The sequence below is a fragment of the Burkholderia sp. JP2-270 genome (assembly GCF_003233675.1).
GTDB lineage: Bacteria > Pseudomonadota > Gammaproteobacteria > Burkholderiales > Burkholderiaceae > Burkholderia > Burkholderia pyrrocinia_C.
On sequence record NZ_CP029824.1, the window covers coordinates 300,734 to 324,721 of the forward strand.

Here is a 23,988-nt window from a genome sequence, read left to right on the forward strand (position 1 = left end):
CCATGCTGCTCATGATCGACAACTACGACTCGTTCACCTACAACCTGGTCCAGTACTTCGGCGAACTGGGCGAGGACGTGCACACGTACCGCAACGACGAAATCACGCTCGACGAGATCGCGCGCCTGAATCCCGACGCGATCTGCCTGTCGCCGGGCCCGAGCAACCCGCAGCACGCGGGCATCACGCTCGACGTGCTGCGCGAATTTTCGGGCAAGAAGCCGATTCTCGGCGTCTGCCTCGGCCACCAGGCGATCGGCGAGGTATTCGGCGGCCGCGTCGTGCGCGCGAAGACCATCATGCACGGCAAGGTGAGCCGGATCGAAACGGACTGCCGCGGCGTATTCGCCGACCTGCCGAAACATTTCGACGTCACGCGCTACCACTCGCTCGCGATCGAGCGCGAATCGCTGCCCGACTGCCTCGAGGTGTCCGCATGGACCGACGACGGCGAAATCATGGGTGTGCGCCACAAGACGCTGCCGGTCGAAGGCGTGCAGTTCCACCCGGAATCGATCCTGTCCGAGCATGGCCACGCGCTGCTCGAGAATTTCCTGAAGCAGGCCCGCGCCGCGGCCGCGCAAGCCGCCTGACGGGAGCCTCATGATGACGATTACCCCGCAGGAAGCGCTGCAGCGCACGATCGAACACCGCGAGATCTTCCACGACGAGATGCTGCACCTGATGCGGCTCATCATGCGCGGCGACATGTCGCCCGTGATGGCCGCCGCGATCATCACCGGGCTGCGCGTGAAGAAGGAGACGATCGGCGAGATCGCCGCCGCCGCGACCGTGATGCGCGAATTCGCGAACCACGTCGACGTGCAGGACAATTCCAACTTCGTCGACATCGTCGGCACCGGCGGCGACGGCTCGCACACGTTCAACATCTCGACCGCGTCGATGTTCGTCACGGCGGCGGCCGGCGCGAAAGTCGCGAAGCACGGCAACCGCGGCGTGTCGAGCAAGTCCGGCAGCGCCGACGTGCTCGAGGCACTCGGCGTGAACATCGACCTGCAGTCCGACCAGGTCGCCGCGTCGATCGCCGAAACGGGCATGGGCTTCATGTTCGCGCCGAACCATCACCCGGCGATGAAGAACATCGCGGCCGTGCGCCGTGAGCTCGGCGTGCGCACGATCTTCAACATCCTCGGCCCGCTGACCAATCCGGCCGGCGCGCCGAACCAGTTGATGGGCGTGTTCCACCCCGACCTCGTCGGCATCCAGGTGCGCGTGATGCAGCGTCTCGGCGCGCAGCACGTGCTCGTCGTGTACGGCAAGGACGGGATGGACGAGGTGTCGCTCGGCGCCGCGACGCTCGTCGGCGAATTGCGCGACGGCAAGGTGCACGAATACGAGATCCATCCGGAAGACTTCGGCCTGCAGATGGTGTCGAACCGCACGCTGAAGGTGGAAAATGCCGACGAATCGCGTGCGATGCTGCTCGGCGCACTGGACAACCAGCCGGGCGTCGCGCGCGAAATCGTCACGCTGAACTCGGGCACCGCGCTCTATGCGGCGAACGTCGCCGAATCGATCGCGGACGGCATCCAGCTCGCCCGCGAAGCGATCGCGAGCGGCAAGGCGCGCGCGAAAGTCGACGAACTCGTGCGCTTCACGCAGCAGTTCAAGCGCTGACTCCCCTTACGACTCAAGCAGGAACCCACATGAGCGACATTCTCGACCGAATCATCGCCGTCAAGCGCGAAGAAGTCGCGGCGGCCATGCGCAGCACGCCGCTCGAGGCACTGAAGCTGGATGCATCCGCGCGCGACCTGCGCGACTTCGTCGGCGCGCTGCGTGCGAAGCACGCGGCCGGCGACGCCGCCGTGATCGCCGAAATCAAGAAGGCAAGCCCGTCGAAGGGCGTGCTGCGCGAGCATTTCGTGCCGGCCGACATCGCGCGCTCGTATGCGGCGCACGGCGCCGCATGCCTGTCGGTGCTGACCGACGAGCAGTTCTTCCAGGGCAGCGTCCGCTACCTCGAAGAGGCGCGCGCAGCCTGCACGCTGCCGGTGCTGCGCAAGGACTTCATCGTCGACGCTTACCAGATCCTCGAAGCACGCGCGATGGGCGCCGACGCGATCCTGCTGATCGCCGCCGCGCTCGACACGCCGCTGATGCAGGACCTCGAAGCGTATGCGCACTCGCTCGGCCTCGCGGTGCTGGTCGAAGTGCACGACCGCAACGAGATGGAGCAGGCGCTGACGCTCAAGACGCCGCTGCTCGGCATCAACAACCGCAACCTGCGCACGTTCGAGACGTCGATCCAGACCACGCTCGACATGCTCGACATGATTCCGCCGGACCGCATCGTCGTGACCGAATCGGGCATCCTGTCGCGCATCGACGTCGACACGATGCGCGCGGCGAATGTGAACACGTTCCTCGTCGGCGAAGCGTTCATGCGCGCCGAGCAGCCGGGCGAGGAACTCGCGCGGATGTTCTTCTGATGGCGATCGAAAAGGAAATCAAGCTCGCGCTGCCGGCCGGCCAGGCCGAGGCCGCGCGGCGCTTCTTCGAGACGCTGACCGGCGAACCCGGTCACGACATCACGCTCGCGAACGTCTATTACGACACGCCCGATCTCGCGCTGGCCCGCTCGAAGAGCGCCGTGCGCGTGCGCCGCGCGCCGCAAGGCTGGCTGCAGACGTTCAAGACCGTCGGCAGCGCGGAAGGCGGCCTGCATCGCCGCCACGAATGGGAACTGCCGGTGGCCGGCGACGCGCTCGAGATCGATGCGCTCGTCGCGGCCTGCGACGTGCCGGAAGCCGCCGCTGCGCTGCATGACGCGGCGAGCGCGCTGCGCGCACTGTTCCGCACGGATTTTTCGCGTACGCTGTGGCGCATCGCAATCGGCGGCGCAACCGTCGAAGCGGCGGTGGACCTCGGCGAGATCGTCGTCCAGGCGGACCACGAAACGCGCCGCGAACCGATCAGCGAAATCGAACTCGAACTGATCGACGGCCCGGAAGCGGCGCTCGCGACGCTCGCCGCCGAACTGCAGCAGGCGCTGCCGGGCCTCGCTCCCGAAAACATCAGCAAGGCGCAGCGCGGCTACCGGCTGCGCACGCAATAAACACGCATCACGCATGGCAACCCGCAAGACTTCCCGCGCGCCGCAACAGGCGTCGCTGTTCGACGATCCCGTGCCGGAAACGGCACCGGCCGATATTCCGTCCCCGACTTCCGCGTCGCCCTCCGCGGGCCGCAAGCCCGCGAAGCAAGCCGCGGCGGCCCCGGCCTCCGCAGCGCCGCAGCCCGTTGCCGCCGACGTCCCGCATCTCGCCGCGCAATTCGACGCGCTGCCGGCCGTCTGGCGCGACGTGCTGAAACCCTTTATCGACAGCGATGCGTACGCGCCGCTGTGCCGCTTCGTCGACGACGAGCGTGCGGCCGGCAAGGCGGTCTACCCGACCGACGTGTTCCGCGCGCTGCGCCTGACGAGCCCGGACGACGTGAAGGTCGTGATCCTCGGCCAGGACCCGTACCACGGTGACGATCGCGGCACGCCGCAGGCGCACGGCCTCGCGTTCTCGGTGCCGCCTGCCGTCCGCACGCCGCCGTCGCTGCGCAACATCTTCAAGGAAATCGCCGCGAACTTCGGTCACGACACGCCGCGCCACGGCTGCCTGGACACGTGGGCGCGACAGGGCGTGCTGCTGCTCAACACCGTGCTGACGGTCGAGCGCGGCGCGGCCGCGAGCCACGCGAAGCGCGGCTGGGAGCAATGCACGGACACGCTGATCCGTGAACTCGCAGGCCGCCACCGCGGGCTCGTCTTCATGCTGTGGGGCGCGCACGCGCAGGCGAAGCGCGCGCTGTTCGACACGAGCGCGCATTGCGTGCTCGAGGCGCCGCATCCGTCGCCGCTGTCCGCGCACCGCGGCTTCCTCGGCTGCCGCCATTTCACGCTCGCGAACGACTATCTGGTCGAAGCGGGCCGCGAACCGATCGACTGGCGCCTGCCGGAAGTGGCCGAAACGCTCGCGTAACGGCCGCGCCGGCCTTGTCGCAGGCCGGGATGCAAAAACGCCGCGCCCCTTCGGGGACGCGGCGTTTTTTTCGGACGATGCAGCGGGTGCGTCGCACCCGCATCAACCTTACGCGGCAGCGATCGCTTCGCGTGCGCTGGCGAGCGCGGCGCTTTGCGCATCCGGGCCGAGGTTCAGGCCTTCCGCGAAGATGAAGCTCACGTCGGTCATGCCGACGAAGCCGAGGAACGTGCGCAGGTACGGCGTCTGGCTGTCGTTCGGCGTACCGGCGTACTTGCCGCCGCGGGCCGTCACCACGTGGACCTTCTTGCCCTTGATCAGGCCTTCCGGACCGTTCTCGGTATAGCGGAACGTGACGCCTGCGCGTGCGATCCAGTCGAAGTACGTCTTCAGTTGCGACGAGATGCCGAAGTTGTACATCGGCGCGCCGATCACGATGATGTCGGCGGCTTGCAGTTCCGCGATCAGTGCATCGCTCTTCGCGACGATCGCATTCTGCTCCGCATTGCGCTGATCGGCCGGCGTGAAGAACGCGCCGAGCACCGATTCGTCGAGGTGCGGCAGCGCATCGGCCAGCAGGTCGCGAACCACGACCTTCGCGCCGGGGTTCGATTGTTGCAGCTTTGCCGTCAGTTCGTTGGCCAGCAGCGTGGATTGCGCGCCTTGCGAACGCGCCGCGGAATTGATTTGCAGAATGGTCGTCATGTCAGGCTCCGGTTGGGTTGCGCTTCGGTAGCGCGAGTGACGCCATTGTGCGTGGCCGCATGAGCGCGAAAAAGCGGGTTCAGGGCGACGGATTGTTGCAGCAGCAGAACAATCCTCGATCGCGCCCCGATTGCCGTTACCGTGCGCTCAGCCGTTCAGCCAGGCTTCCCGGGCCTTCGATGCCGCGGCCGGCTTCGCTGCCGCCGTCAGCCGGTAGCGCGTGACCTCCGGGCCGTCGAGCTTCAGTTTCGCGGTGCGGAGCTCGTCGCGGCGGAACGCGTGAACCTCGACCTTGTCGCCCGGCCGGTAGCGCGCGAGCAGCGCGTCGAGGTTCGTGCCCGTGACGCGCAGCCCGTCGACCGCGATCAGCGTGTCGCCGGCCGACAGCCCCGCGCGATGCGCGGCGCCGCCTTCATAGACAGCCGCGAACGTGCAGTCCGCGCCGCCACGCAGGCGCGCGCCGATCGTCGGCTTCGCGGCCGTGCCGCTCGCGACATCGGGCGCGAGCGTCACGCCGAACGGCGCGAGCAGTTCGCCGAGCGGCAGGTCGCGCGTGCCGTGCACGGCGTCGGCGAACAGGCGGCCGAGCGCGACGCCCGTCGCTTCTTCGATCAGCGCCTCGACTTCGTCTTCCTCGACGCCCGCCTGCTTGCCGCGATAGAAATCGCGACCGTAGCGTTGCCACAGCAGCCGCATCACGTCGTCGAGCGACTTCCGGTTGCGCGTCTGCGCGCGGATCGCGAGATCGAACGCGAGTGCCACGAGCGAACCCTTCGTGTAGTAGCTGACGATCGCGTTGGTCGCGTTCTCGTCCTGGCGGTAGTACTTGATCCACGCGTCGAAGGAGCTTTCCGCGACGCTCTGCTTGAGCCGGCCCGTGCCGCGCAGCACGCCGCCGATCGTACGGCCGAGCGCCGCGAAATATTCGTCCTGCGACATCAACCCACTGCGCACCAGCATCAGGTCGTCGTAATACGACGTGAAGCCTTCGAACAGCCACAGCAGCGACGTGTAGTTCTCGCGCGTCAGATCGTACGGCACGAACGCCGCCGGCTTGATGCGCTTCACGTTCCAGGTGTGGAAGTACTCGTGGCTGCAAAGGCCGAGATACGTGCGATAGCCTTCCGTCGTCTCGGGCCGCCCCTTCACCGGCAGGTCGGTGCGGTTGCAGATCAGCGCGGTCGATGCGCGATGCTCGAGGCCGCCGTAGCCGTCGCTGACCGCGAGCGTCATGAACACGTAGCGGTCCATCGGCGCCTTCTTCGATTTCGGCTCGAACAGCGCGATCTGCGCTTCGCATACGCGCTTCAGGTCGGTACGCAGCCGCTCCAGGTCGAGCTGCGTCACACGCCCCGCGACCACGACGTCGTGCGGCACGCCGTGCGCGTCGAATGTTGCAAGCGCGAATTCGCCGATCGTCACCGGATGGTCGGAAAGCTCGTCGTAGTTCGCTGCGCGATATGCACCGAAGCCGTAGCGCTTCGTGCCGCGCGCCTCGGGCAGCGCGGTGCCGACGCGCCACGCGCGGAATGCCGCGCCGGCCGGCTTCGCGATGTCGACTTCGCACGGCGCGTCCTCGCGGCCCGCGACGCTCAGGAACACGGCCGTCGCGTTGAAGAAGCCGCCCGATTCGTCGAGATACGCGGAGCGCACCGACAAGTCCCACGCATACACGTCGTAGCGCAGCGTCAGCGCGCCGCTCACGGGTGCGGCCTGCCACGCGTGCTTGTCGGTCTTCGCGATCCGCACCTTGCGGCCCGCGGCGTTGAACGCACCGAGCGTCACGATGTTGCGCGCGAACTCGCGCACGAGGTAGCTGCCCGGAATCCACACCGGCAGCGAGAAGCGCTGGCCTTCGGGATCGGGATCGGCGACCGTCACCGACACTTCGAACAGGTGCGCGGCAAGATCTTTCGGGACTATCGAATAGCGGATCGGCTGGGTCATCGTGGCAATCGGTCGGGGCGGCGAAAACGAAGAGAGGCGCCGGCTGATAACGCGGGCGCCCCTCGCTGGCCGGGCCATGCGGCCCGGCGTGTCGGTCGGTTACTTGCTCGAGGCGAGCGCCTGGTTGAGCTGGTCGGCCGATACCGCGCCCGGCAGGCGGCGGCCGTCCGGCAGGAAGATCGTCGGCGTGCCCGTGACGTTCATCCCGCGGCCGAGCGCGAGGTTCTTGTCGAGCGCGCTGGTATCGCAGGTACCGGCGCCGGACGGCGCACGGTGATCGAGCATCCAGCCCTGCCAGGTTTTCGCGCGGTCGGTCGCGCACCAGATCGCCTTCGACTTCGCGGTCGAATCCGGCGACAGCACCGGGTACAGGAACGTGTAGACGGTGACGTTGTCGATCGACTGCAGCGTCGTCTCGAGCTTCTTGCAGTACGGGCAGTTCGGATCGGAGAACACCGCGATCTTGCGTGCGCCGTTGCCCTTGACGACCTTGATCGCATTCGCGAACGGCAGGCTCGCGAAGTCGATCTTGTTGATTTCGGACAGGCGTGCGTCGGTCAGGTTCTTGTGCGTCTTGGTGTCGACGAGATCGCCGAGCAGCACGTAGTCGCCGGCCGCGTCGCTATAGATGATCTGCGAGCCGAGGTTCACTTCGTAAAGGCCCGCGACCGGCGATTTCGACACGCTCTTGATCGGCGCGTCGTTGCCGAGACGGGCCTGCAGCGTGGCTTTCAGCTTGTCGGTGGTCTGGTCGGCCTGCGCGGTGCAGCCCAGCGTCGCCATCGTGACGGCCAGCGCCAGCGACGCGATGCGGATCGTTTTTTTCATCGAAATCTTCCTTCAGCTCAATCGGTATGCACGGCACAGTGTACGCCGTAACGGAACCGAGTCCGACCGGTGAAGCGGCCGAAGGTTCGATCAGCCGAGCGCGGCCGACACGAGCCAGCGCTTCACGAGCGGCTGCGCCCCGACGAACGCCATGCCCGCGTTGCGTACCGCCTTCGCGAGCGAACCCGGCACCGCGAACAGCCGTTGCAGGCCGTCGGTCGCGACCATCAGCGCGCGGATGTCCTCGCGGCGCGAACGCTCGTAGCGGCGCAGCAGCACCGTATCGCCGAGATTGCGGAAGCTTTCCTTGCCGGCAATCGCGTCGGCGAGCGCCGCGACGTCGCGCAGCCCGAGGTTCATCCCCTGCCCCGCGAGCGGGTGGATCAGGTGCGCGGCATCGCCGACGAGCGCGACGCGCGGCGCGATCAGCTTGTCGACCGTCTGCAGCGCCAGCGGGAAGCCGGCGGCCGGCGTCACGCATTCGAGCGTGCCGACCTGGCCGTGCGACACGCGCTCGACCTCGGCCGCGAGCTGCGCCGGATCGAGGGCGAGCAGTTCGTCCGCATGCGCGGTGTGCGCGGACCATACGAGCGACACGTGGCCGTCCGGCAGCGGCAGCAGCGCGACGATCTCGCCTTCGTGGAACCACTGGTAAGCCGTCTCGCGGTGCGGCAGCGACGCCTTGAAGTTCGCGACGACGCCCGTCTGCCGGTAATCGCGCCGTTCGACTTTGGCCCCTATTTGGGACCGTACCCACGAATGCGCGCCGTCCGCGCCGACGACGAGGTCCGCTTCGAGCACCTGCCCCGACGACAGCGTGAGCACGGCCGCATCGTCGCGCACGTCGAAGCCCTGCGCACGCGCATCGAACCACGTGAGGTTCGGCTGGAACCGCAGCGCGGCGTCGAGCGACGCCTCGACCAGCGACGATTCGGCGATCCACGCAAGTTGCGGCACGGAGGCCTGGTACGCGGAGAAATGCAGTTCGGCGTGTGCATCGCCGTACACACGCATGTCGTAGACGGGCGCGAGCCGGCCGTGGTCGAGCGCCTGCCAGACCCGCAGCCGCTCGAGCAAGGCCTGCGAGCTGGAAGACAGCGCGTACACGCGCGTGTCGAACGCGAGATCGGCGGGGCGCGGCGTGGCCGGCTGGGCGAGCAAGGCTGTCTTGTAGCCGGACTGGGTCAGCGCGAGCGCGGCCGTCTTGCCGACGAGCCCGCCGCCGACCACGGCGACGTCGAAGGTATGGTGGGCAGTCATGGCGGGCATTATAGCCGCGGGGCCAAACCCTTACGCGGCCGGACTTTGCGGGAAATCAGCAGAATCGCAGGCAGCCGATGCGGCGCGGCGGCTCGCCGCATCGGCCGTTCGGCGCAAGCCCGGAATCCGGGGCGTCGGCACGGTACAATAGCGCCTTTGACCGTCGGCCCGCCGCGCCCCAAGCGTAGGCCGCCCTTTTTTCCCGCGCCGCCGTGCCCTGTCCGGCCGCGCCGCTTTACCCGTTCGAAGGATTCCATGAGCCTCAAATGCGGCATCGTCGGCTTGCCCAACGTCGGCAAGTCCACCCTGTTCAATGCGCTGACCAAGGCCGGCATCGCCGCCGAGAACTACCCGTTCTGCACGATCGAGCCGAACGTCGGCATCGTCGAAGTGCCCGATACGCGCCTGAAGGCGCTCTCCGAGATCGTCAAGCCGGAGCGTGTCGTACCGGCCGTCGTCGAATTCGTCGACATCGCCGGCCTCGTCGCGGGTGCGAGCAAGGGTGAAGGCCTCGGCAACCAGTTCCTCGCGAACATCCGCGAAACCGATGCGATCACGCACGTCGTGCGCTGCTTCGAGGACGAGAACGTCATTCACGTCGCCGGCAAGGTCAGCCCGATCGACGACATCGAGGTGATCAACACCGAACTCGCGCTCGCCGACCTCGGCACCGTCGAGAAGGCGCTCACACGCTATTCGAAGGCTGCGAAGTCGGGCAACGACAAGGAAGCGGCCAAGCTCGTCGCGGTGCTCGACAAGGTGCGCGCGCAACTCGACCAGGGCAAGGCCGTGCGCGGCCTCGCGCTGTCGGACGACGAAGAGGCACTGCTCAAGCCGTTCTGCCTGATCACCGCGAAGCCGGCGATGTATGTGGCCAACGTGAAGGACGACGGCTTCGAGAACAATCCGCACCTCGATGCGGTGCGCAAGTACGCGGAAAGCGAGAACGCGCCGGTGGTCGCCGTGTGCGCGGCGATCGAGGCGGAAATCGCCGATCTCGACGACGCGGACAAGGAAGCATTCCTCGCCGACATGGGCATGGAAGAGCCGGGCCTCGACCGCGTGATCCGCGCGGGCTTCAAGCTGCTCGGCCTGCAGACCTACTTCACCGCGGGCGTGAAGGAAGTGCGCGCGTGGACGATCCATACCGGCGACACGGCGCCGCAGGCGGCCGGCGTGATCCACACCGACTTCGAGCGCGGCTTCATCCGCGCGCAGACGATCGCGTTCGACGATTTCATCACGTACAAGGGTGAACAGGGCGCGAAGGAAGCCGGCAAGATGCGCGCGGAAGGGAAGGAATATGTCGTGCACGACGGGGATGTGATGAACTTCCTGTTCAACGTCTGACACCCGCATCAGCCGATGCCGTGCGATGCACGGCATCGCGCAACGCGTGCTCAGGCACGAAAGACAAATGGCCCGACCGGCAAACGCCGATCGGGCCATTTTTTATGACGGGCCTTCCCCGTCGTACCGTCACTTCACTGGCTCACATCGCCGACACCCGCCGCCCCGCGCTCGCCTGCGCATCGCGGCCGCGCTTGTTCAGCCACGACGCAAACAGCACGATCAACGCCAGCACGGCCGTCGCACCGACTTCCATCCGGTGATCCTCGCTGACGAACATCACGGTCAGCGTGCCGCAGATGAACAGGATCACGGCCCACGTGAGCCACGGGAACATCCACATCCGCAGCGTCAGGTCGGCGCCGCCCGATTCGAGCGTCTTGCGCATCCGCAGCTGCGAGATCGCGATCACGAGATACACGAGCAGCGCGATCGCGCCCGACGTCGCGAGCAGGAAGCCGAACACCTGCTCCGGCATCAGATAGTTCGCGATCACGGTCACGAAGCCGAACGCGGTCGACGCGAGCACGGCCGCACGCGGCGTGCCGGTCGAATCGGTGCGGTGCAGAAACGCAGGCGCGTCCTTGCGCTTCGACAGCGAGAACAGCATCCGCGACGCCGTGTACAGCGCCGAATTCAGGCAGCTCGCGACCGATACGAGCACGATCACGTCGATGATCGCCTTCGCGTTCGGGATGCCGATCAATTCCATCGCGCGCTGATACGAGCCGTGTTTCGGCAGCAGCGGGTCGTTCCACGGCACGATGGCCGCGACGACGAGAATCGAGCCGAGATAGAACAGCGTGATGCGCCAGATCACCGAGTTCGTCGCACGCACGATCTGGCGCTGCGGGTTGTCCGATTCGGCGGCCGCGATCGTCACGATCTCGGTGCCGAGGAACGAGAACATCGTCGTCAGCATCGCCGCCAGCACCGCACCGGCGCCGTTCGGCATGAAGCCTTGATGCGCGAACAGGTTCGACACGCCCGACACGGCCGGCGCCGGAATGATCCCGACGATCGCCGCGCCGCCGATGCACAGGAACACGACGATCGCGACGACCTTGATCAGCGCGAACCAGAATTCGAATTCGCCGTAGTTCTTGACGGAAAAGAGGTTGGTGACGGTGAGCAGCAGCGTGATGCCGAGCGCGAAAATCCAGGTCGCAATGCCCGGGAACCATGCATTGAGGATGGTTGCCGCAGCCGTCGCCTCGATCGGGATCACGAGCACCCAGAACCACCAGTACAGCCAGCCGATCGTGAAGCCGGCCCAGTGGCCGATCGCGCGATCGGCATAGGTCGAGAACGACCCGCTGTCCGGATGCGCGACGGCCATCTCGCCGAGCATGCGCATCACCAGGACGACCAGCACGCCCGCAATCGCATACGCGAGTATCGATGCCGGACCGGCTTCCGCGATCGCGTGGCCGGAGCCGACGAACAAGCCCGCGCCGATGACACCGGCAATCGACATCATCGTCACGTGACGCTGCTTCAGGCCCGTGCCGAGGCCTGTGTTGCTTCCACTCATCTGTCTCTCTCCAAAAATCGGTTCCGGTATGACCGGGTGTCGCGTGAAGGCGGCGCGGGGAGTTGTCGTTCTTGAGCCGGGCCGGGCACGGCGCCTGCGTCGCATGCAGGCCCGAGGCCGGATCGGGGCCGTTCCGGTGGGACGCGCCGCGCAGTCTGCGAAGCTGCGTGGGCGATGCGGCGCACGAGGCGCCGGCGCATCGCGTGCGCCCGTTCCGTCGGCTTTCGTCAGCCGCCTTCGAAGCGAAGGAGTGTAAGCATCAAACGGTTCTTCACTAAGAACCAATTGAAGAATTTCGATGGGACCACTTGTTGCATCGATGCGAACCGATGCAACGCCTGGTCAGGTCGGCACCGGCTCGTGCGCCGTCAGGGCGCATCCGTCAAAGGCAATCCGGCAGCGTCGCGCGCGGACGCTCAGTTCCCGCCGCGCGGGGCTTCGTCCCGCCATTTGGCAGGCACGATGGCGTGCCATTCTCGCAGAAGCAGGTTTTTCACGGCGTCGGGATGCGCGGCCGACAGGCGCACCAGCACGATCGGCCAGCCCGCATAGTGATCGGTCACGTAATACACGTCGGGTTCCGATTCGATCAGCCACGCGCGTTCGTCGGGCCGACGCCCTTCACGACCAGCGTGTCGTCGTCCTCGCGCAGCCGCGCGAGCAGCTTGCCCTTCACCCTGAGTGCGGGCGTGCCGTACGACGTGCCTTCCTCGACGCCGCGCCACGACAGCGCGATCTGCCGGACTTCGTCGAATGTCACGATGCCTCCCCGACCGTTGGTCGACGGTTGACGGTCCGGCAACCCTATCGGAAATCGCGCGGCACGCCCAGCAGCGTGCGCTATCCGCCGGCCGCGCGCGCGGACACCGGCGCACGTCCGGTGGTCGCGACGATGGCGAACGCGATCGCATTCGCGACGGCGCTCGCGAGGATCGGCACAAGATAGCCGCCCCCCGCGTCGTAGATGAAACCGGCGGCGGCTGGCCCGATCAGCGTGCCGAACGCGACGCTCGTGTACAGGATGCCGATGATCGCGCTCACGTTGCGGCCGCCGAAGTAGTCCATCACGACCGCCGGCAGCACGGCGACCCAGCCGCCGTAGAACACGCCGAACACGAGTGCGAACGCAGCAAGCGTCGCGGCGGCACCGGCGCCCGCCCACGCAGCGAGCGCAGCGGCCATGCCCGCGAACATCGCGAGCAGCGATGCGCGGCGGCCGAAGCGGTCGGCGAGGCCGCCGAGGAAAAAGCGGCCGGCCGTACTGCCGACGCCGATCGCACCGAGCAGCAGCACGGCCGTCGACGGCGCGACGCCATGATCGAGCGCGTACGGCACGAGGTGGACGAACGGCACGAATACGCCGAACGAGCATACGAGACACGCGGCGTAGAGGCTCGCGAACGGCCGCGACGTGACGGCCTCGCGCACCGTCGCGCCAGCGTGCGCGGTCGTGGCAGCCGCGCCGGCTACGGATGCACCGGTATTCCGGCCGCCGTCGCCGGCCGCATCGCCATCCGGCAGCAACCCGCGGCCGCGCGGATCGTTCTCGATCAGCAGCGACATGCCTGCCCCCAGGACCACCGCGATCGCTGCCAGCGTGAAATAAGCACCGCGCCAGCCGACATGCGCGATCAACTCGGCCGCAAGCGGCGGCATCGCGAGCGTGCCGACACCGATCCCCGCGACCGCGAGCCCCGACGCGAAGCCGCGCCGCCGCACGAACCAGCGCTGCACGGCCCCGACAGCCGGCACGTACGCGCAGCCGACGCCGAGACCGACACCGAGCCCGTACGCGACATAGACCTGCAGCAGCGTGTGCGCGGCACCGGCGGCGGCAAGCCCGGCACCCGTCAGCAGCATGCCGGCGACGGCGAGCCGCCGCGAGCCGAAGCGATCCGCAAGCGGCCCGCTGACGATACCGAAGCCGAAATACAGGAAGCCGGCAAGCGAGAACACGAGCGAGATCTGCCCGCGCGACGCGGCGAAATCGTGCTGCAGCGACTCGACGAACGCGCTGAACGTATACGCGCTGCCGAACCCGACGAACGTGACGGCGAACGCGGCTGCGACCACGTACCAGCCGTAGAAGAGGCGCGATGCGCGCGGGCGGTTCATGACGATGCTCCTCTCAGGTCCCTCCGGACGCCGCGCGGCACCCGGATTGCCTCATGGATATAGTTGATCTATGTTGATCGCATCGGCCGCCGCAGCGCAGCCCTGAAGAATGCGATCCGATGCGACAACGGTACTCGCGCGTACGCATCGCCTCAAACGATATTTCGTCGGCCTTTCGCTTTAGAAAATCTGAATGAATCGTTCCCGCCTGCCGCCGCTCAACGCGCTGCGAGCATTCGAAGCGGCCGCCCGTCACCTGTCGGTGAAGTCGGCGGCCGAGGAGCTGTCGGTCACGCCCGGCGCGGTGAGCCAGATGATCCGCACGCTCGAGACGCATCTCGGTGTGCAGTTGTTCGAGCGCGTCAACCGCGGCATCCTGCTGACGGCCGCCGGCCGCGACTACCTGCCGCCGGTGCGCAACGCATTCCGGCAGATCGCCGATGCGTCGCAGCGCGTGTCGGGCGCCGCCGACAGCGGCGTGCTGACGGTGAGCGTCACGCCGTTCTTCGCGTCCGCGTGGCTCGTGCCGCGCCTCGCGCAGTTCCGGCACGCCTGCCCGGACGTCGACCTGCAGATCGTCACGAGCCATGCACTCGCGGATTTCGCGCGCGACGGTGTCGACGTCGCGATCCGTCACGGCCTCGGGCGCTACATCGGGCTGTGCAGCGAGCGCCTGCTGACGGTGGAAATCGTTGCGCTCGCGTCGCCCGAACTCGTCGCGCGGCTCGGCATGCCGGCGACACCGGCCGATCTCGTCGGCTGGCCGCACCTGCACGACGCCGAGCGCAAGGGCTGGCACATCTGGTTCGGCGCACAGCGTATCGACGATTTCGGCCCGCCGCGCGGCCCCGCGTTCGACGATTCGGGCCTGTTGCTGCAGGCGATCGTCGCCGGCCAGGGCGCCGGGCTGCTGCCTGCCGCGATGGTGCGCGGCGAGCTCGAAAGCGGCCGGCTCGTGCAGCTCGCCGACGTCGCGTGGCTCGACGATTTCGCGTACTACCTCGTCTATCCGCCGCATCACGCGGAACGGCCGAAGGTCGCCGCGTTCCGCCGTTGGATTCTCGACGCCGCGCGGGCCGACGGCGCGGCATCGATGTCCGGCCCGGCGTAACGTCGCTCCATCGCGAGGCGCCGGCGCCGATCCATCGCCGATCGGCTAACATGCGGCGCAGGCCATCGGCCCGACATCGATAACAACAGACCGAGAGAGACCATGCCTGCCCTGCTCCGCCGCGCGACGCACGTTGCGACGCTGTCGATCGCGCTGTTCGTCGCATGCGCCGCCCAGCCTCCTTCCGCACATGCGTACCGCGCACCGCCCGGCTACGGCAACGAAGCCGATCTCGACCGTCACGACACGTATCGCAACCGCGACGGCGAAACCGTGCATGCGCCCGCACATTCGAAATCGGGCCGCGTGCCCGATGGCGCGAGCGCGCGCTGCCGCGACGGCACGTACAGCTTCAGCCGCCACCGGCGCGGCACGTGCTCGGGGCACGGCGGCGTCGCCGCGTGGCTGTGAACGCCGCGCGCCCGAATGCCTGCGTCGTGCCAGCGACACGCGGCGGCGAAGTACAATAGCCGCTCGCGCCGCCACCACGCGGCGACGCCGCCGCGCCTTGCGCGGCACGCTCCGTACCGAATCACCCGACGCCGCCATGCCAGCGCGCTGCGCGGCCGTCTCAACTTCTGACTTTCACACCCAAATGGCCCAATACGTTTTCACGATGAACCGGGTCGGCAAGATCGTGCCGCCCAAGCGCCAGATCCTGAAGGACATCTCGCTGTCGTTCTTTCCGGGCGCGAAGATCGGCGTGCTCGGCCTGAACGGCTCGGGCAAGTCGACGCTAATCCGCATCATGGCGGGCGTCGACAAGGACATCGAAGGCGAAGCAACGCCGATGCCGAACCTGAACATCGGCTACCTGCCGCAGGAACCGCAGCTCGACCCGACGAAGACCGTGCGCGAAGCCGTCGAGGAAGGCCTCGGCGACCTGTTCCAGGCCAACAAGAAGCTCGAAGAGATCTACGCGGCGTATGCCGAGCCGGACGCCGACTTCGACGCGCTCGCGGCCGAACAGGCGAAGTACGAGGCGATCCTCGCGTCGAGCGACGGCGGCAGCCCCGAGCAGCAGCTCGAAGTGGCCGCCGACGCGCTGCGCCTGCCGGCGTGGGACGCGAAGATCGAGCACCTGTCGGGCGGTGAAAAGCGCCGCGTCGCGCTGTGCAAGCTGCTGCTCGAAAAGCCCGACATGCTGCTGCTCGACGAACCGACCAACCACCTCGACGCCGAATCGGTCGACTGGCTCGAACAGTTCCTGGTGCGCTTCCCCGGCACCGTCGTCGCCGTCACGCACGATCGCTACTTCCTCGACAACGCGGCCGAGTGGATTCTCGAACTCGACCGCGGCCACGGCATTCCGTGGAAGGGCAACTACAGCAGCTGGCTCGACCAGAAGGAAGAGCGCCTGAAGCAGGAAGAAGCGTCGGAATCGGCGCGCCAGAAGGCGATCAAGAAGGAACTGGAGTGGGTGCGCCAGAACCCGAAGGGCCGCCAGGCGAAGTCGAAGGCGCGTATCGCGCGCTTCGAGGAGCTGAACAGCCAGGAATACCAGAAGCGCAACGAAACGCAGGAAATCTTCATCCCGGTCGGCGACCGCCTCGGCAATGAAGTGATCGAGTTCAAGAACGTCAGCAAGGCGTTCGGCGACCGCCTGCTGATCGACAACCTGAACCTGAAGATCCCGGCCGGTGCGATCGTCGGCATCATCGGCCCGAACGGCGCCGGCAAGTCGACGCTGTTCCGGATGCTGACGGGCAAGGAGCAGCCGGATTCGGGCGAGGTCGTGATGGGCCCGACGGTGAAGCTCGCGTATGTCGACCAGAGCCGCGATGCGCTCGACGGCTCGAAGACGGTGTTCGAGGAAATCTCGGGCGGCGCCGACGTGCTGACGGTCGGCAAGTACGAAACGCCGTCGCGCGCGTACATCGGCCGCTTCAACTTCAAGGGCGGCGACCAGCAGAAGATCGTCGGCAACCTGTCCGGCGGCGAACGCGGTCGCCTGCACCTCGCGAAGACGCTGATCTCGGGCGGCAACGTGCTGCTGCTCGACGAACCGTCGAACGACCTCGACGTCGAAACGCTGCGCGCGCTGGAAGACGCGCTGCTCGAATTCGCGGGCTCGGTGATGGTGATCTCGCACGATCGCTGGTTCCTCGACCGGATCGCGACGCACATCCTCGCGTTCGAAGGCGACTCGCAGGTCACCTTCTTCGACGGCAACTACCAGGAGTACGAAGCCGACAAGCGTGCGCGCCTCGGCGAGGAAGCCGCGAAGCCGCACCGACTGCGCTACAAGCCGATCAGCCGCTGAGCGGCGCGGCCCGGGTGTCCGGCACTGCGGCAACGCGGGGCCGGATGCCGAAGGTGGTCGCTTCCTTCCGGATCGGCAAGACGAAAAAGCGGGCCCGTGGCCCGCTTTTTTCATCTGACGACCGGCTCGCCCGCCGCCTACGCGAGTGCGCCCAGTTCGCGCAGCCGCGCCTCGGTCGCAGCCGCACTCGTGTGATGAATGCCGTGCCAGCCGAGCGCCGTCGCGGCCGCGGCGTTGTTCGCGTTGTCGTCGATGAACACGAGCTCGTGCGGCGCGATGCCCGGCAGGTGCGGGGCGATCCGCGCATGCATCTCGCGGTAGATCGCCGGATCGGGTTTCACGAGCTTCACGCGCCCCGACACGACGATGTCCCTGAACCGCCGCAGGACCGGGAAGTGGTCCCACGCATACGGAAACGTCTGCGCGGACCAGTTCGTCAGCCCGAACAGCGGCATCCCCTGCGCGTCGAGCCGGTCGACGAGCGCGGCGCCTTCGTCGAGCACGCCGCCGATCATCTCGTGCCAGCGTGCGTAGAACGCGCGGATCAGCATCTCGTGCTCCGGAAACTTCGCGACGAGTTCGGCCGTGCCTTCCTCGATCGTCTGCCCGCCGTCCTGGCGAATCACCCAGTCCATCGCGCAGACGTGCGTGAGGAACCAGCGACGCTCGGCCTCGTCGGGAATCAGTTGCCGGTAAAGGTAGTCGGGGCTCCAGTCGATCAGCACGCCGCCGAAATCGAACACCACGGCCTTGATCGTCATGCGAACTCCGCGGCGAGCACGTCGGCGAGCGGACGCGGCGTGACCGCGTTGCCCGACAGCGAATTGTTTGCCCAGACGAAGTGATGATGCGCGACGATCTGCGCGGCCGACAGGTGCGCGCGCTCGTTCGTCGTATGCAGGTCGGACACGACGGTCGTCCGGTAGCCGAGCAGCGCAGCACGGCGCGCGGCCGAATCGACGCAGAACTCGGTCGCATAGCCGCAGATCAGCACCGAGCGGATGCCGTGGCGGTCGAGCTGCGCCGCGAGCGGCGTGTCGTGGAACGAGTCGCTCACCTGCTTGCGCACGCGCCAGTCGTCGCTCCCGACGACCAGCCCCGCATGCAGTTCCCAGCCCGGCGTGCCGGGCACGATGTCGTCGTCCGCATCGCCGTCGTGCTGCACGAAGCACACGGGCGCGTTCGCCGCGCGTGCCGCCGCCGTCAACCGGTTGATGCCCGACACCACATCGTCGAGCCGGTACGCGGGCTGCGCCCGCTCCACCAGCCCTCGCTGCATGTCGACCACGATCACTGCGGTGTCCGCCATATTTTGCCCTCGCTGTTGTGGTTCGGCCGCGGCCCGGCCGGAATCGGCCGTCGCGTCAGAGCGGCTGCGTGCGTGCGTCGAGCCACGCCTTCGCGTCGCCGCTCAGGTGCCGGCCGACCCGCTCGCGCACCGTCGCGTGATACGTGTTCAGCCACGCGCGCTCTTCGTCGTGCAGCATCTCGATCAGCACGCAGCGCGTGTCGATCGGGCACAGCGTCAGCGTCTCGAACGCGAGGAAATCGCCGAACTCGGTCTTCCCGGCTGCGCGGTTCACGACCAGGTTCTCGATCCGGATGCCCCACTGGCCGGGGCGGTACACGCCCGGCTCGATCGACGTAATCATCCCCTCTTCCATCGCCGTGTACGGCTCGGCCGGCGCGTAGTGCGAGATGACCTGCGGGCCCTCGTGCACGTTCAGGAAATAGCCGACGCCATGCCCCGTGCCGTGGCCGTAGTCGAGCCCGGCCGCCCACATCGGCGCGCGCGCGATCGCGTCGAGCATCGGCGAGCGGATGCCGCGCGGGAAGCGTGCGCGAGACAGCGCCATCATCGATTTCAGTACGATCGTGAAATCGCGCCGCTGCAGGTCGCTGACGGTGCCGACCGGCACCACGCGCGTAATGTCGGTCGTGCCCGTCACGTACTGGCCGCCCGAATCGATCAGCAGCAGCCCGTCGCCGGCGATCGTCGCGTGCGACTCGGGCGTTGCGTGGTAATGCGGCATCGCGCCGTTCGCGTTGAAGCCGGCGATCGTCGCGAAGCTCGGCGACACATAGCCGGGACGCCGTGCGCGCGCGGCCGTGAGCTTCTCCTCGATCGTCAGTTCGGTGATCGTCTCGCAGTTCACTGCCTGCTCGAACCAGGCGAAGAATTCAGCGAGCGCGGCGCCGTCGTGCTCCATCGTCACGCGCACGTGCTCGATCTCGGCGGACGTCTTGCGCGACTTCGCGAACGTCGACGGATTCACGGCCTCGACGAGCTTCACGCCGGCCGGCACAGCGCCGAGCGTGCCGAACGTCACGCGACGCGGGTCGACCAGCAGCGTCGCGCCGTCGGGCAGCGCCGCGAGCGATGCGCGTGCGGCATCGTATGCACGGACGTCGACGCCGTCCTGCGCGAGCGACGCGGCCAGCGCCGGCGACACCTTGCCGTCGGCGACGAACAGCGTCGCGCGATCGGCGCCGATCATTGCGTGCGCAACGAACACGGGATTGAAGTTGACGTCGGCGCCCCGCAGATTGAACAGCCAGGCCAGATCGTCGAGCGTCGACACGAAATGCCACTGCGCGCCCTGCGCGTGCATCGCGCGGCGCACTTCGGCCAGCTTGCTCGCGCGCGTCGTGTCGGCCTGCGGCGCCGCGTGCTCGAACACCGCGTCGCCGGGCAGCCCCGGCCGCTCGGGCCAGATCGCGTCGAGCAGATCGAGATCGGTGCGCAGCGCGATGCCGCGCGCGCTCAGCGCGGCCGTCAGCCCGCGCGCGGCCGCGACGCCGAGCACAGCGCCGTCGACGCCGACCGTCGCGCCCGCTGCCACGTTCTGCGCGAGCCAGTCGACATGCGGCGCGCTCTGCTGCCCGCCCGTCATCTTCATCAACTGCACGCCCGTGCCGGCCAGTTCGGCATCGGCCTGCACCCAGTAGCGGCTGTCGACCCACAGCCCCGCGAAATCCGCGGTCACGACCAGCGTGCCGACCGAGCCCGTGAAACCGGACAGCCAGCGGCGGGCCTGCCAGCGCTCGGGCAGGTATTCGGACAGATGGGGATCGGCGGACGGCACGAGATAGGCGGCCAGGTCCTCGCGGGCCATGGCGCCGCGCAGCAGCGCGAGGCGAGCCGGCACCGACGAGACTTCGGGAAGACGGGCATTCATGATTTCACCTGAGAGCATTCAGCGACGGGCCGACAGCGCGACCGTCACGGCTACGGCAAGGAACGCGACGCCGGTGCAGACCGGCCATTCGAGCGTCTCGCCATCGTAAAACAGTCCCGAGAGATTGCCGGCCATGCGGGCGGCAGCCGCACCCACGATGCCGACGAGCACCGCGATCCACCACGCCGGCCGGCCCGTGCGCCGCATCGGGTGCAGCCATCGGCCGAACAGCCCGACGGCCGCTCCCAGGACAAGGATTCCAAACCAGTTCATTCAACGCCTTCTATAAATTCGGATTCGTCCAATAGGCGTGAACGTTGCCAGCGGCTAGCATCGATTCATCCATCGAACCCGAGACCAGCCGGGCGCCGCGAACGTTCGAGTGTAGGGGCCGACTCGACGTTATGGCAAGCGCGCACCGGCTGCCGTATTGAAGAAATTCTCATGCGAATCGCTCTGATCGATCCGGAGGCGCGCCATGCCGCACTCCTGAACCGCCTGCTCTTTGCAGGCGGTCACGTGTGCCACGCGTTTTCGTCCAGCACGGCGTTCTTCGAATGGCTCGCCACCGACACCTGCGACATGCTGATCACCGGCAACTGGGCCGGCGACCAGCCTGCCGAGGAAGTCATACCGCGCGCGCAGACGATCCTGCCCGGGCTGCCGGCCATCGCCGTGATGCAGTTGCCGCGCGAAAGCGAAATCGTATCGTGCCTGCACGCGGGCGCCGACGATTGCCTCGTGCGCCCCGTGAGCGGTCCCGAACTGCTCGCGCGCGTCAACGCGCTGAGCCGGCGCGCCGGCGTACGCCGGCCGCCGACCCGCTCGCGCGAAATGTATGGCGAATACGCATTCGACGCGACGCATTACCTTGTGCGCTTCGGCAACGCAATCGTTTCACTCACGCCCAAGGAGTTCCGCTTCGCGCAATTGCTGTTCGCGAACCTGTCGCGGCCCGTGTCGCGCGCCCATATCCTCGAAACGGTGTGGGCCCGCCGCCGCGACATGAAGTCGCGCACGCTCGATACGCATGCGTCCCGGCTGCGCAGCAAGTTGCAGTTGCTTCCGGAGCATGGCTACCGCCTGTTGCCGCTCTACGGCTATGGCTACCAGCTCGACCGCGTACCGATCGAGCCCCAAATTCCCGGTTGCACCACGCCGATGCCCGGTATGCGGTGAGTGAGGAAATCGCTGAAACGCTATAATATGTGGCTAAACGATAGCCCTCGATATGCAACTCCTCACGATCGGAATCAATCACCACACTGCGCCTGTCGCCCTGCGCGAACGCGTGGCGTTTCCGCTCGAGCAGATCAAGCCAGCTCTCGTCACGTTCAAGAACGTGTTTCTCGGGCCCCAGGCGCCCAATACGCCCGAAGCGGCGATCCTCTCCACCTGCAACCGCACCGAACTGTATTGCGCGACCGACGATCGCGCGGCTCGTGAAGGCGCGCTCCGCTGGCTGTCGGAGTATCACCGGATTCCGGTCGACGAACTCGCCCCGCACGTATATGCGCTGCCGCAGTCGGAAGCGGTCCGCCATGCATTCCGCGTCGCATCCGGCCTCGACTCGATGGTGCTTGGCGAAACGCAGATTCTGGGCCAGATGAAGGACGCCGTGCGCACCGCGACGGAAGCCGGCGCGCTCGGCACCTATCTGAACCAGCTGTTCCAGCGCACGTTCGCGGTGGCGAAGGAAGTACGCGGCACGACCGAGATCGGCACGCAATCGGTGTCGATGGCCGCCGCCGCGGTTCGCCTCGCACAGCGGATCTTCGAAAAGGTGTCGGATCAGCGCGTGCTGTTCATCGGCGCCGGCGAGATGATCGAGCTGTGCGCGACGCACTTCGCCGCGCAAGGCCCGCGCGAACTCGTCGTCGCGAACCGTACGGCCGAACGCGGCCAGCGGCTCGCCGAACGCTTCAATGGCCGCGCGATGCCGCTCGCGGATCTGCCGGCCCGCATGCAGGAATTCGACATCATCGTGTCGTGTACGGCGTCAACGCTGCCGATCATCGGCCTCGGCGCGGTCGAGCGTGCGGTAAAGGCGCGCCGCCACCGGCCGATCTTCATGGTCGACCTCGCGGTGCCGCGCGACATCGAGCCCGAAGTCGGCAAGCTGAAGGACGTGTTCCTCTATACCGTCGACGATCTCGGCGCGATCGTGCGCGAAGGCAACGCATCGCGCCAGGCGGCGGTCGCGCAGGCTGAAGCGATCATCGAGACACGCGTGCAGAACTTCATGCAATGGCTCGACACGCGCAGCGTCGTGCCGGTGATTCGTCACATGCATACGCAGGCCGACGCGCTTCGCCGTGCCGAAGTCGACAAGGCGCAGAAGCTGCTCGCGCGCGGCGACGATCCGGCCGCCGTGCTCGAAGCGCTGTCGCAGGCGCTGACCAACAAGCTGATCCACGGCCCGACCAGCGCGCTCAACCGCGTGAACGGCGCCGATCGCGATTCGCTGATCGACCTGATGCGCGGCTTCTACCAGCACGCGCCGCGGTCGAACGACCAGTCCGGCCACTAGCGCCGGCCGGTCGCCCTGCCGCCGGCCGCGAGCCGGCCTATCCTTTTCGAATACCCTTGCCCGGGAGCGCCGCTCCACACCATGAAGACGAGCATGCAACGCAAGCTCGACCAGCTGTCCACACGGCTGGCCGAACTGAACGACCTGCTGAGCCGCGAAAACGTCACGGCCGATCTCGATCAGTACCGCAAGCTGACGCGCGAACATGCGGAACTCGGCCCGGTCGTCGAGCAGTACGCGCTGTGGCGCCAGTCGCGCAGTGACGAAACGGCCGCGCAGGAGCTGCTCGCCGATCCGTCGATGCGCGATTTCGCCGAGGACGAGATCCGCAGCGCGCGAGAGAGCATGGGCCGCCTCGAGGTCGAGTTGCAGAAAATGCTGCTGCCGAAGGATCCGAACGACGATCGCAACATCTTCCTCGAAATCCGCGCGGGCACGGGCGGCGACGAATCGGCGCTGTTCGCGGGCGACCTGCTGCGCATGTACCTGCGCTTCGCGGAACGCCATCGCTGGCAGGTCGAGATGATGTCGGAGAGCGCGTCGGATCTCGGCGGCTACAAGGAAGTGATCGTGCGGATCGCGGGCCAGGGCGCGTATTCGCGCCTGAAGTTCGAATCGGGCGGCCATCGCGTGCAGCGCGTGCCGGCGACCGAGACGCAGGGGCGCATCCATACGTCCGCGTGCACGGTTGCGGTGATGCCGGAAGCCGACGAGATCGGCGAGGTCGAGATCAATCCGGCCGACCTGCGGATCGATACGTTCCGTGCGTCCGGCGCGGGCGGCCAGCACATCAACAAGACCGATTCGGCGGTGCGCGTCACGCACATCCCGACCGGGATCGTCGTCGAGTGCCAGGACGACCGTTCGCAGCACAAGAACAAGGATCGCGCGCTGAAGGTGCTCGCCGCGCGCATCAAGGACAAGCAGTATCACGAGCAGCACGCGAAGGAAGCGGCGACGCGCAAGAGCCTGATCGGCTCCGGCGACCGCTCGGAGCGGATCCGCACCTACAACTTCCCGCAAGGCCGGATGACCGACCACCGGATCAACCTGACGCTGTACCGGCTCGAGGCGATCATGGACGGCGATCTCGATGAACTGATCGGCGTGCTCGTCAGCGAGCACCAGGCCGAACTGCTCGCGTCGCTCGGCGACGCCGACTGAGGCCGCG

21 protein-coding genes and 2 pseudogenes are annotated in these 23,988 nt (G+C 67.4%); 12 read left to right on the forward strand and 11 right to left on the reverse strand.

Going from position 1 to position 23,988, the window contains the following annotated elements:
• Positions 1 to 2 precede the first annotated feature (2 nt).
• Genes DM992_RS01400 through DM992_RS01420 form a run of 5 tightly spaced genes read left to right on the forward strand, consistent with a single transcriptional unit; the run spans position 3 to position 3,995 of the window.
• Positions 3 to 593: an aminodeoxychorismate/anthranilate synthase component II gene (locus DM992_RS01400; RefSeq protein ID WP_111015396.1), complete on the forward strand. Its 591-nt coding sequence runs from the start codon at positions 3 to 5 to the stop codon at positions 591 to 593.
• Between the two features lie 13 nt (positions 594 to 606).
• Positions 607 to 1,638: an anthranilate phosphoribosyltransferase gene (gene trpD / locus DM992_RS01405; RefSeq protein WP_111017764.1), complete on the forward strand. Its 1,032-nt coding sequence runs from the start codon at positions 607 to 609 to the stop codon at positions 1,636 to 1,638.
• 29 nt (positions 1,639 to 1,667) lie between these two features.
• Positions 1,668 to 2,453: an indole-3-glycerol phosphate synthase TrpC gene (gene trpC / locus DM992_RS01410; RefSeq protein ID WP_111015397.1), complete on the forward strand. Its 786-nt coding sequence runs from the start codon at positions 1,668 to 1,670 to the stop codon at positions 2,451 to 2,453.
• Positions 2,453 to 3,079 (forward strand): CYTH domain-containing protein, encoded by a 627-nt coding sequence (locus tag DM992_RS01415; protein WP_111015398.1) that lies wholly within the window; start codon positions 2,453 to 2,455, stop codon positions 3,077 to 3,079. Before trpC ends, DM992_RS01415 begins: the two co-directional genes overlap by 1 nt.
• 13 nt (positions 3,080 to 3,092) lie before the next feature.
• Positions 3,093 to 3,995: a uracil-DNA glycosylase gene (locus tag DM992_RS01420; protein WP_111015399.1), complete on the forward strand. Its 903-nt coding sequence runs from the start codon at positions 3,093 to 3,095 to the stop codon at positions 3,993 to 3,995.
• Positions 3,996 to 4,103: 108 nt separating this feature from the next.
• Here the strand turns inward: DM992_RS01420 and DM992_RS01425 are convergent, their stop codons facing one another.
• The 4 genes from DM992_RS01425 to DM992_RS01440 all read right to left on the reverse strand — a co-directional run bounded on the left by DM992_RS01425 (position 4,104) and on the right by DM992_RS01440 (position 8,744).
• A complete protein-coding gene (locus DM992_RS01425) occupies positions 4,104 to 4,700 on the reverse strand; it encodes an NAD(P)H-dependent oxidoreductase (RefSeq protein WP_111015400.1) in 597 nt (198 codons plus the stop codon).
• 147 nt (positions 4,701 to 4,847) lie between these two features.
• Positions 4,848 to 6,647, reverse strand: a complete 1,800-nt coding sequence (locus DM992_RS01430) for a PDZ domain-containing protein (RefSeq protein WP_111015401.1) — start codon at positions 6,645 to 6,647, stop codon at positions 4,848 to 4,850.
• Positions 6,648 to 6,746: 99 nt separating this feature from the next.
• A complete protein-coding gene (locus tag DM992_RS01435; protein ID WP_111015402.1) occupies positions 6,747 to 7,475 on the reverse strand; it encodes a DsbC family protein in 729 nt (242 codons plus the stop codon).
• A 90-nt stretch (positions 7,476 to 7,565) separates the two neighbouring features.
• Positions 7,566 to 8,744, reverse strand: coding sequence for a UbiH/UbiF family hydroxylase (locus DM992_RS01440; protein WP_111015403.1), 1,179 nt, complete (start codon positions 8,742 to 8,744; stop codon positions 7,566 to 7,568).
• Positions 8,745 to 8,990: 246 nt separating this feature from the next.
• Here DM992_RS01440 and ychF point away from each other — a divergent pair, with 246 nt between their 5' ends.
• A complete protein-coding gene (gene ychF / locus DM992_RS01445; RefSeq protein WP_072443034.1) occupies positions 8,991 to 10,085 on the forward strand; it encodes a redox-regulated ATPase YchF in 1,095 nt (364 codons plus the stop codon).
• Positions 10,086 to 10,227: 142 nt separating this feature from the next.
• On the opposite strand, the gene gabP is transcribed toward ychF, so the two are convergent.
• The 3 genes and pseudogenes from gabP to DM992_RS01460 form a co-directional block, all read right to left on the reverse strand.
• A complete protein-coding gene (gabP, locus tag DM992_RS01450; protein WP_111015404.1) occupies positions 10,228 to 11,619 on the reverse strand; it encodes a GABA permease in 1,392 nt (463 codons plus the stop codon).
• 416 nt (positions 11,620 to 12,035) lie between these two features.
• Positions 12,036 to 12,379: pseudogene (locus tag DM992_RS01455) on the reverse strand (MmcQ/YjbR family DNA-binding protein).
• Positions 12,380 to 12,459: 80 nt separating this feature from the next.
• Positions 12,460 to 13,734, reverse strand: a complete 1,275-nt coding sequence (locus DM992_RS01460) for an MFS transporter (protein ID WP_111015405.1) — start codon at positions 13,732 to 13,734, stop codon at positions 12,460 to 12,462.
• A 193-nt stretch (positions 13,735 to 13,927) separates the two neighbouring features.
• On the opposite strand from DM992_RS01460, the gene gcvA reads away from it, so the two are divergent.
• The 3 genes from gcvA (at position 13,928) to ettA (ending at position 17,108) form a co-directional block, all read left to right on the forward strand.
• The gene (gene gcvA, locus DM992_RS01465) at positions 13,928 to 14,845 is read left to right on the forward strand and encodes a transcriptional regulator GcvA (protein WP_111015406.1); all 918 of its coding nucleotides are present in this window, start codon (positions 13,928 to 13,930) and stop codon (positions 14,843 to 14,845) included.
• A gap of 102 nt (positions 14,846 to 14,947) precedes the next feature.
• Positions 14,948 to 15,256: a DUF3761 domain-containing protein gene (locus DM992_RS01470; RefSeq protein ID WP_034183714.1), complete on the forward strand. Its 309-nt coding sequence runs from the start codon at positions 14,948 to 14,950 to the stop codon at positions 15,254 to 15,256.
• Between the two features lie 184 nt (positions 15,257 to 15,440).
• Positions 15,441 to 17,108, forward strand: coding sequence for an energy-dependent translational throttle protein EttA (gene ettA, locus DM992_RS01475; protein ID WP_072443022.1), 1,668 nt, complete (start codon positions 15,441 to 15,443; stop codon positions 17,106 to 17,108).
• 137 nt (positions 17,109 to 17,245) lie between these two features.
• Here ettA and DM992_RS01480 read toward each other — a convergent pair whose 3' ends face one another.
• From DM992_RS01480 to DM992_RS01495, 4 genes are read right to left on the reverse strand one after another with little or no spacing between them, the layout of a single operon-like run.
• Positions 17,246 to 17,869, reverse strand: a complete 624-nt coding sequence (locus DM992_RS01480) for an HAD-IA family hydrolase (RefSeq protein ID WP_111015407.1) — start codon at positions 17,867 to 17,869, stop codon at positions 17,246 to 17,248.
• A complete protein-coding gene (locus tag DM992_RS01485; RefSeq protein ID WP_072443018.1) occupies positions 17,866 to 18,417 on the reverse strand; it encodes a cysteine hydrolase family protein in 552 nt (183 codons plus the stop codon). The genes DM992_RS01480 and DM992_RS01485 overlap by 4 nt, the downstream gene beginning before the upstream one ends.
• Before the next feature lie 55 nt (positions 18,418 to 18,472).
• On the reverse strand, positions 18,473 to 20,287 hold the full coding sequence (locus DM992_RS01490; protein ID WP_111015408.1) for an aminopeptidase P family protein: 1,815 nt from the start codon (positions 20,285 to 20,287) through the stop codon (positions 18,473 to 18,475).
• An 18-nt stretch (positions 20,288 to 20,305) separates the two neighbouring features.
• The gene (locus tag DM992_RS01495) at positions 20,306 to 20,560 is read right to left on the reverse strand and encodes a hypothetical protein (protein WP_034183709.1); all 255 of its coding nucleotides are present in this window, start codon (positions 20,558 to 20,560) and stop codon (positions 20,306 to 20,308) included.
• Between the two features lie 171 nt (positions 20,561 to 20,731).
• On the opposite strand from DM992_RS01495, the pseudogene DM992_RS01500 reads away from it, so the two are divergent.
• The 3 genes and pseudogenes from DM992_RS01500 (at position 20,732) to prfA (ending at position 23,981) form a co-directional block, all read left to right on the forward strand.
• Positions 20,732 to 21,492: pseudogene (locus DM992_RS01500) on the forward strand (response regulator transcription factor).
• A gap of 26 nt (positions 21,493 to 21,518) precedes the next feature.
• A complete protein-coding gene (gene hemA, locus DM992_RS01505; RefSeq protein ID WP_072443011.1) occupies positions 21,519 to 22,817 on the forward strand; it encodes a glutamyl-tRNA reductase in 1,299 nt (432 codons plus the stop codon).
• Positions 22,818 to 22,898: 81 nt separating this feature from the next.
• Complete coding sequence (gene prfA, locus DM992_RS01510) at positions 22,899 to 23,981, forward strand: peptide chain release factor 1 (protein WP_111015410.1); 1,083 nt, start codon at positions 22,899 to 22,901, stop codon at positions 23,979 to 23,981.
• The last annotated feature ends 7 nt before the right edge of the window (positions 23,982 to 23,988 follow it).

What these genes read in the sequence shown, in the direction of transcription:
- DM992_RS01400 (WP_111015396.1), top strand. Translation starts at nt 3, where the DNA reads ATGCTGCTCATGATCGACAACTACGACTCGTTCACCTACAACCTGGTC.
- trpD (WP_111017764.1), top strand. Translation starts at nt 607, where the DNA reads ATGACGATTACCCCGCAGGAAGCGCTGCAGCGCACGATCGAACACCGC.
- trpC (WP_111015397.1), top strand. Translation starts at nt 1,668, where the DNA reads ATGAGCGACATTCTCGACCGAATCATCGCCGTCAAGCGCGAAGAAGTC.
- DM992_RS01415 (WP_111015398.1), top strand. Translation starts at nt 2,453, where the DNA reads ATGGCGATCGAAAAGGAAATCAAGCTCGCGCTGCCGGCCGGCCAGGCC.
- DM992_RS01420 (WP_111015399.1), top strand. Translation starts at nt 3,093, where the DNA reads ATGGCAACCCGCAAGACTTCCCGCGCGCCGCAACAGGCGTCGCTGTTC.
- DM992_RS01425 (WP_111015400.1), bottom strand. Translation starts at nt 4,700, where the DNA reads ATGACGACCATTCTGCAAATCAATTCCGCGGCGCGTTCGCAAGGCGCG.
- DM992_RS01430 (WP_111015401.1), bottom strand. Translation starts at nt 6,647, where the DNA reads ATGACCCAGCCGATCCGCTATTCGATAGTCCCGAAAGATCTTGCCGCG.
- DM992_RS01435 (WP_111015402.1), bottom strand. Translation starts at nt 7,475, where the DNA reads ATGAAAAAAACGATCCGCATCGCGTCGCTGGCGCTGGCCGTCACGATG.
- DM992_RS01440 (WP_111015403.1), bottom strand. Translation starts at nt 8,744, where the DNA reads ATGCCCGCCATGACTGCCCACCATACCTTCGACGTCGCCGTGGTCGGC.
- ychF (WP_072443034.1), top strand. Translation starts at nt 8,991, where the DNA reads ATGAGCCTCAAATGCGGCATCGTCGGCTTGCCCAACGTCGGCAAGTCC.
- gabP (WP_111015404.1), bottom strand. Translation starts at nt 11,619, where the DNA reads ATGAGTGGAAGCAACACAGGCCTCGGCACGGGCCTGAAGCAGCGTCAC.
- DM992_RS01460 (WP_111015405.1), bottom strand. Translation starts at nt 13,734, where the DNA reads ATGAACCGCCCGCGCGCATCGCGCCTCTTCTACGGCTGGTACGTGGTC.
- gcvA (WP_111015406.1), top strand. Translation starts at nt 13,928, where the DNA reads ATGAATCGTTCCCGCCTGCCGCCGCTCAACGCGCTGCGAGCATTCGAA.
- DM992_RS01470 (WP_034183714.1), top strand. Translation starts at nt 14,948, where the DNA reads ATGCCTGCCCTGCTCCGCCGCGCGACGCACGTTGCGACGCTGTCGATC.
- ettA (WP_072443022.1), top strand. Translation starts at nt 15,441, where the DNA reads ATGGCCCAATACGTTTTCACGATGAACCGGGTCGGCAAGATCGTGCCG.
- DM992_RS01480 (WP_111015407.1), bottom strand. Translation starts at nt 17,869, where the DNA reads ATGACGATCAAGGCCGTGGTGTTCGATTTCGGCGGCGTGCTGATCGAC.
- DM992_RS01485 (WP_072443018.1), bottom strand. Translation starts at nt 18,417, where the DNA reads ATGGCGGACACCGCAGTGATCGTGGTCGACATGCAGCGAGGGCTGGTG.
- DM992_RS01490 (WP_111015408.1), bottom strand. Translation starts at nt 20,287, where the DNA reads ATGAATGCCCGTCTTCCCGAAGTCTCGTCGGTGCCGGCTCGCCTCGCG.
- DM992_RS01495 (WP_034183709.1), bottom strand. Translation starts at nt 20,560, where the DNA reads ATGAACTGGTTTGGAATCCTTGTCCTGGGAGCGGCCGTCGGGCTGTTC.
- hemA (WP_072443011.1), top strand. Translation starts at nt 21,519, where the DNA reads ATGCAACTCCTCACGATCGGAATCAATCACCACACTGCGCCTGTCGCC.
- prfA (WP_111015410.1), top strand. Translation starts at nt 22,899, where the DNA reads ATGAAGACGAGCATGCAACGCAAGCTCGACCAGCTGTCCACACGGCTG.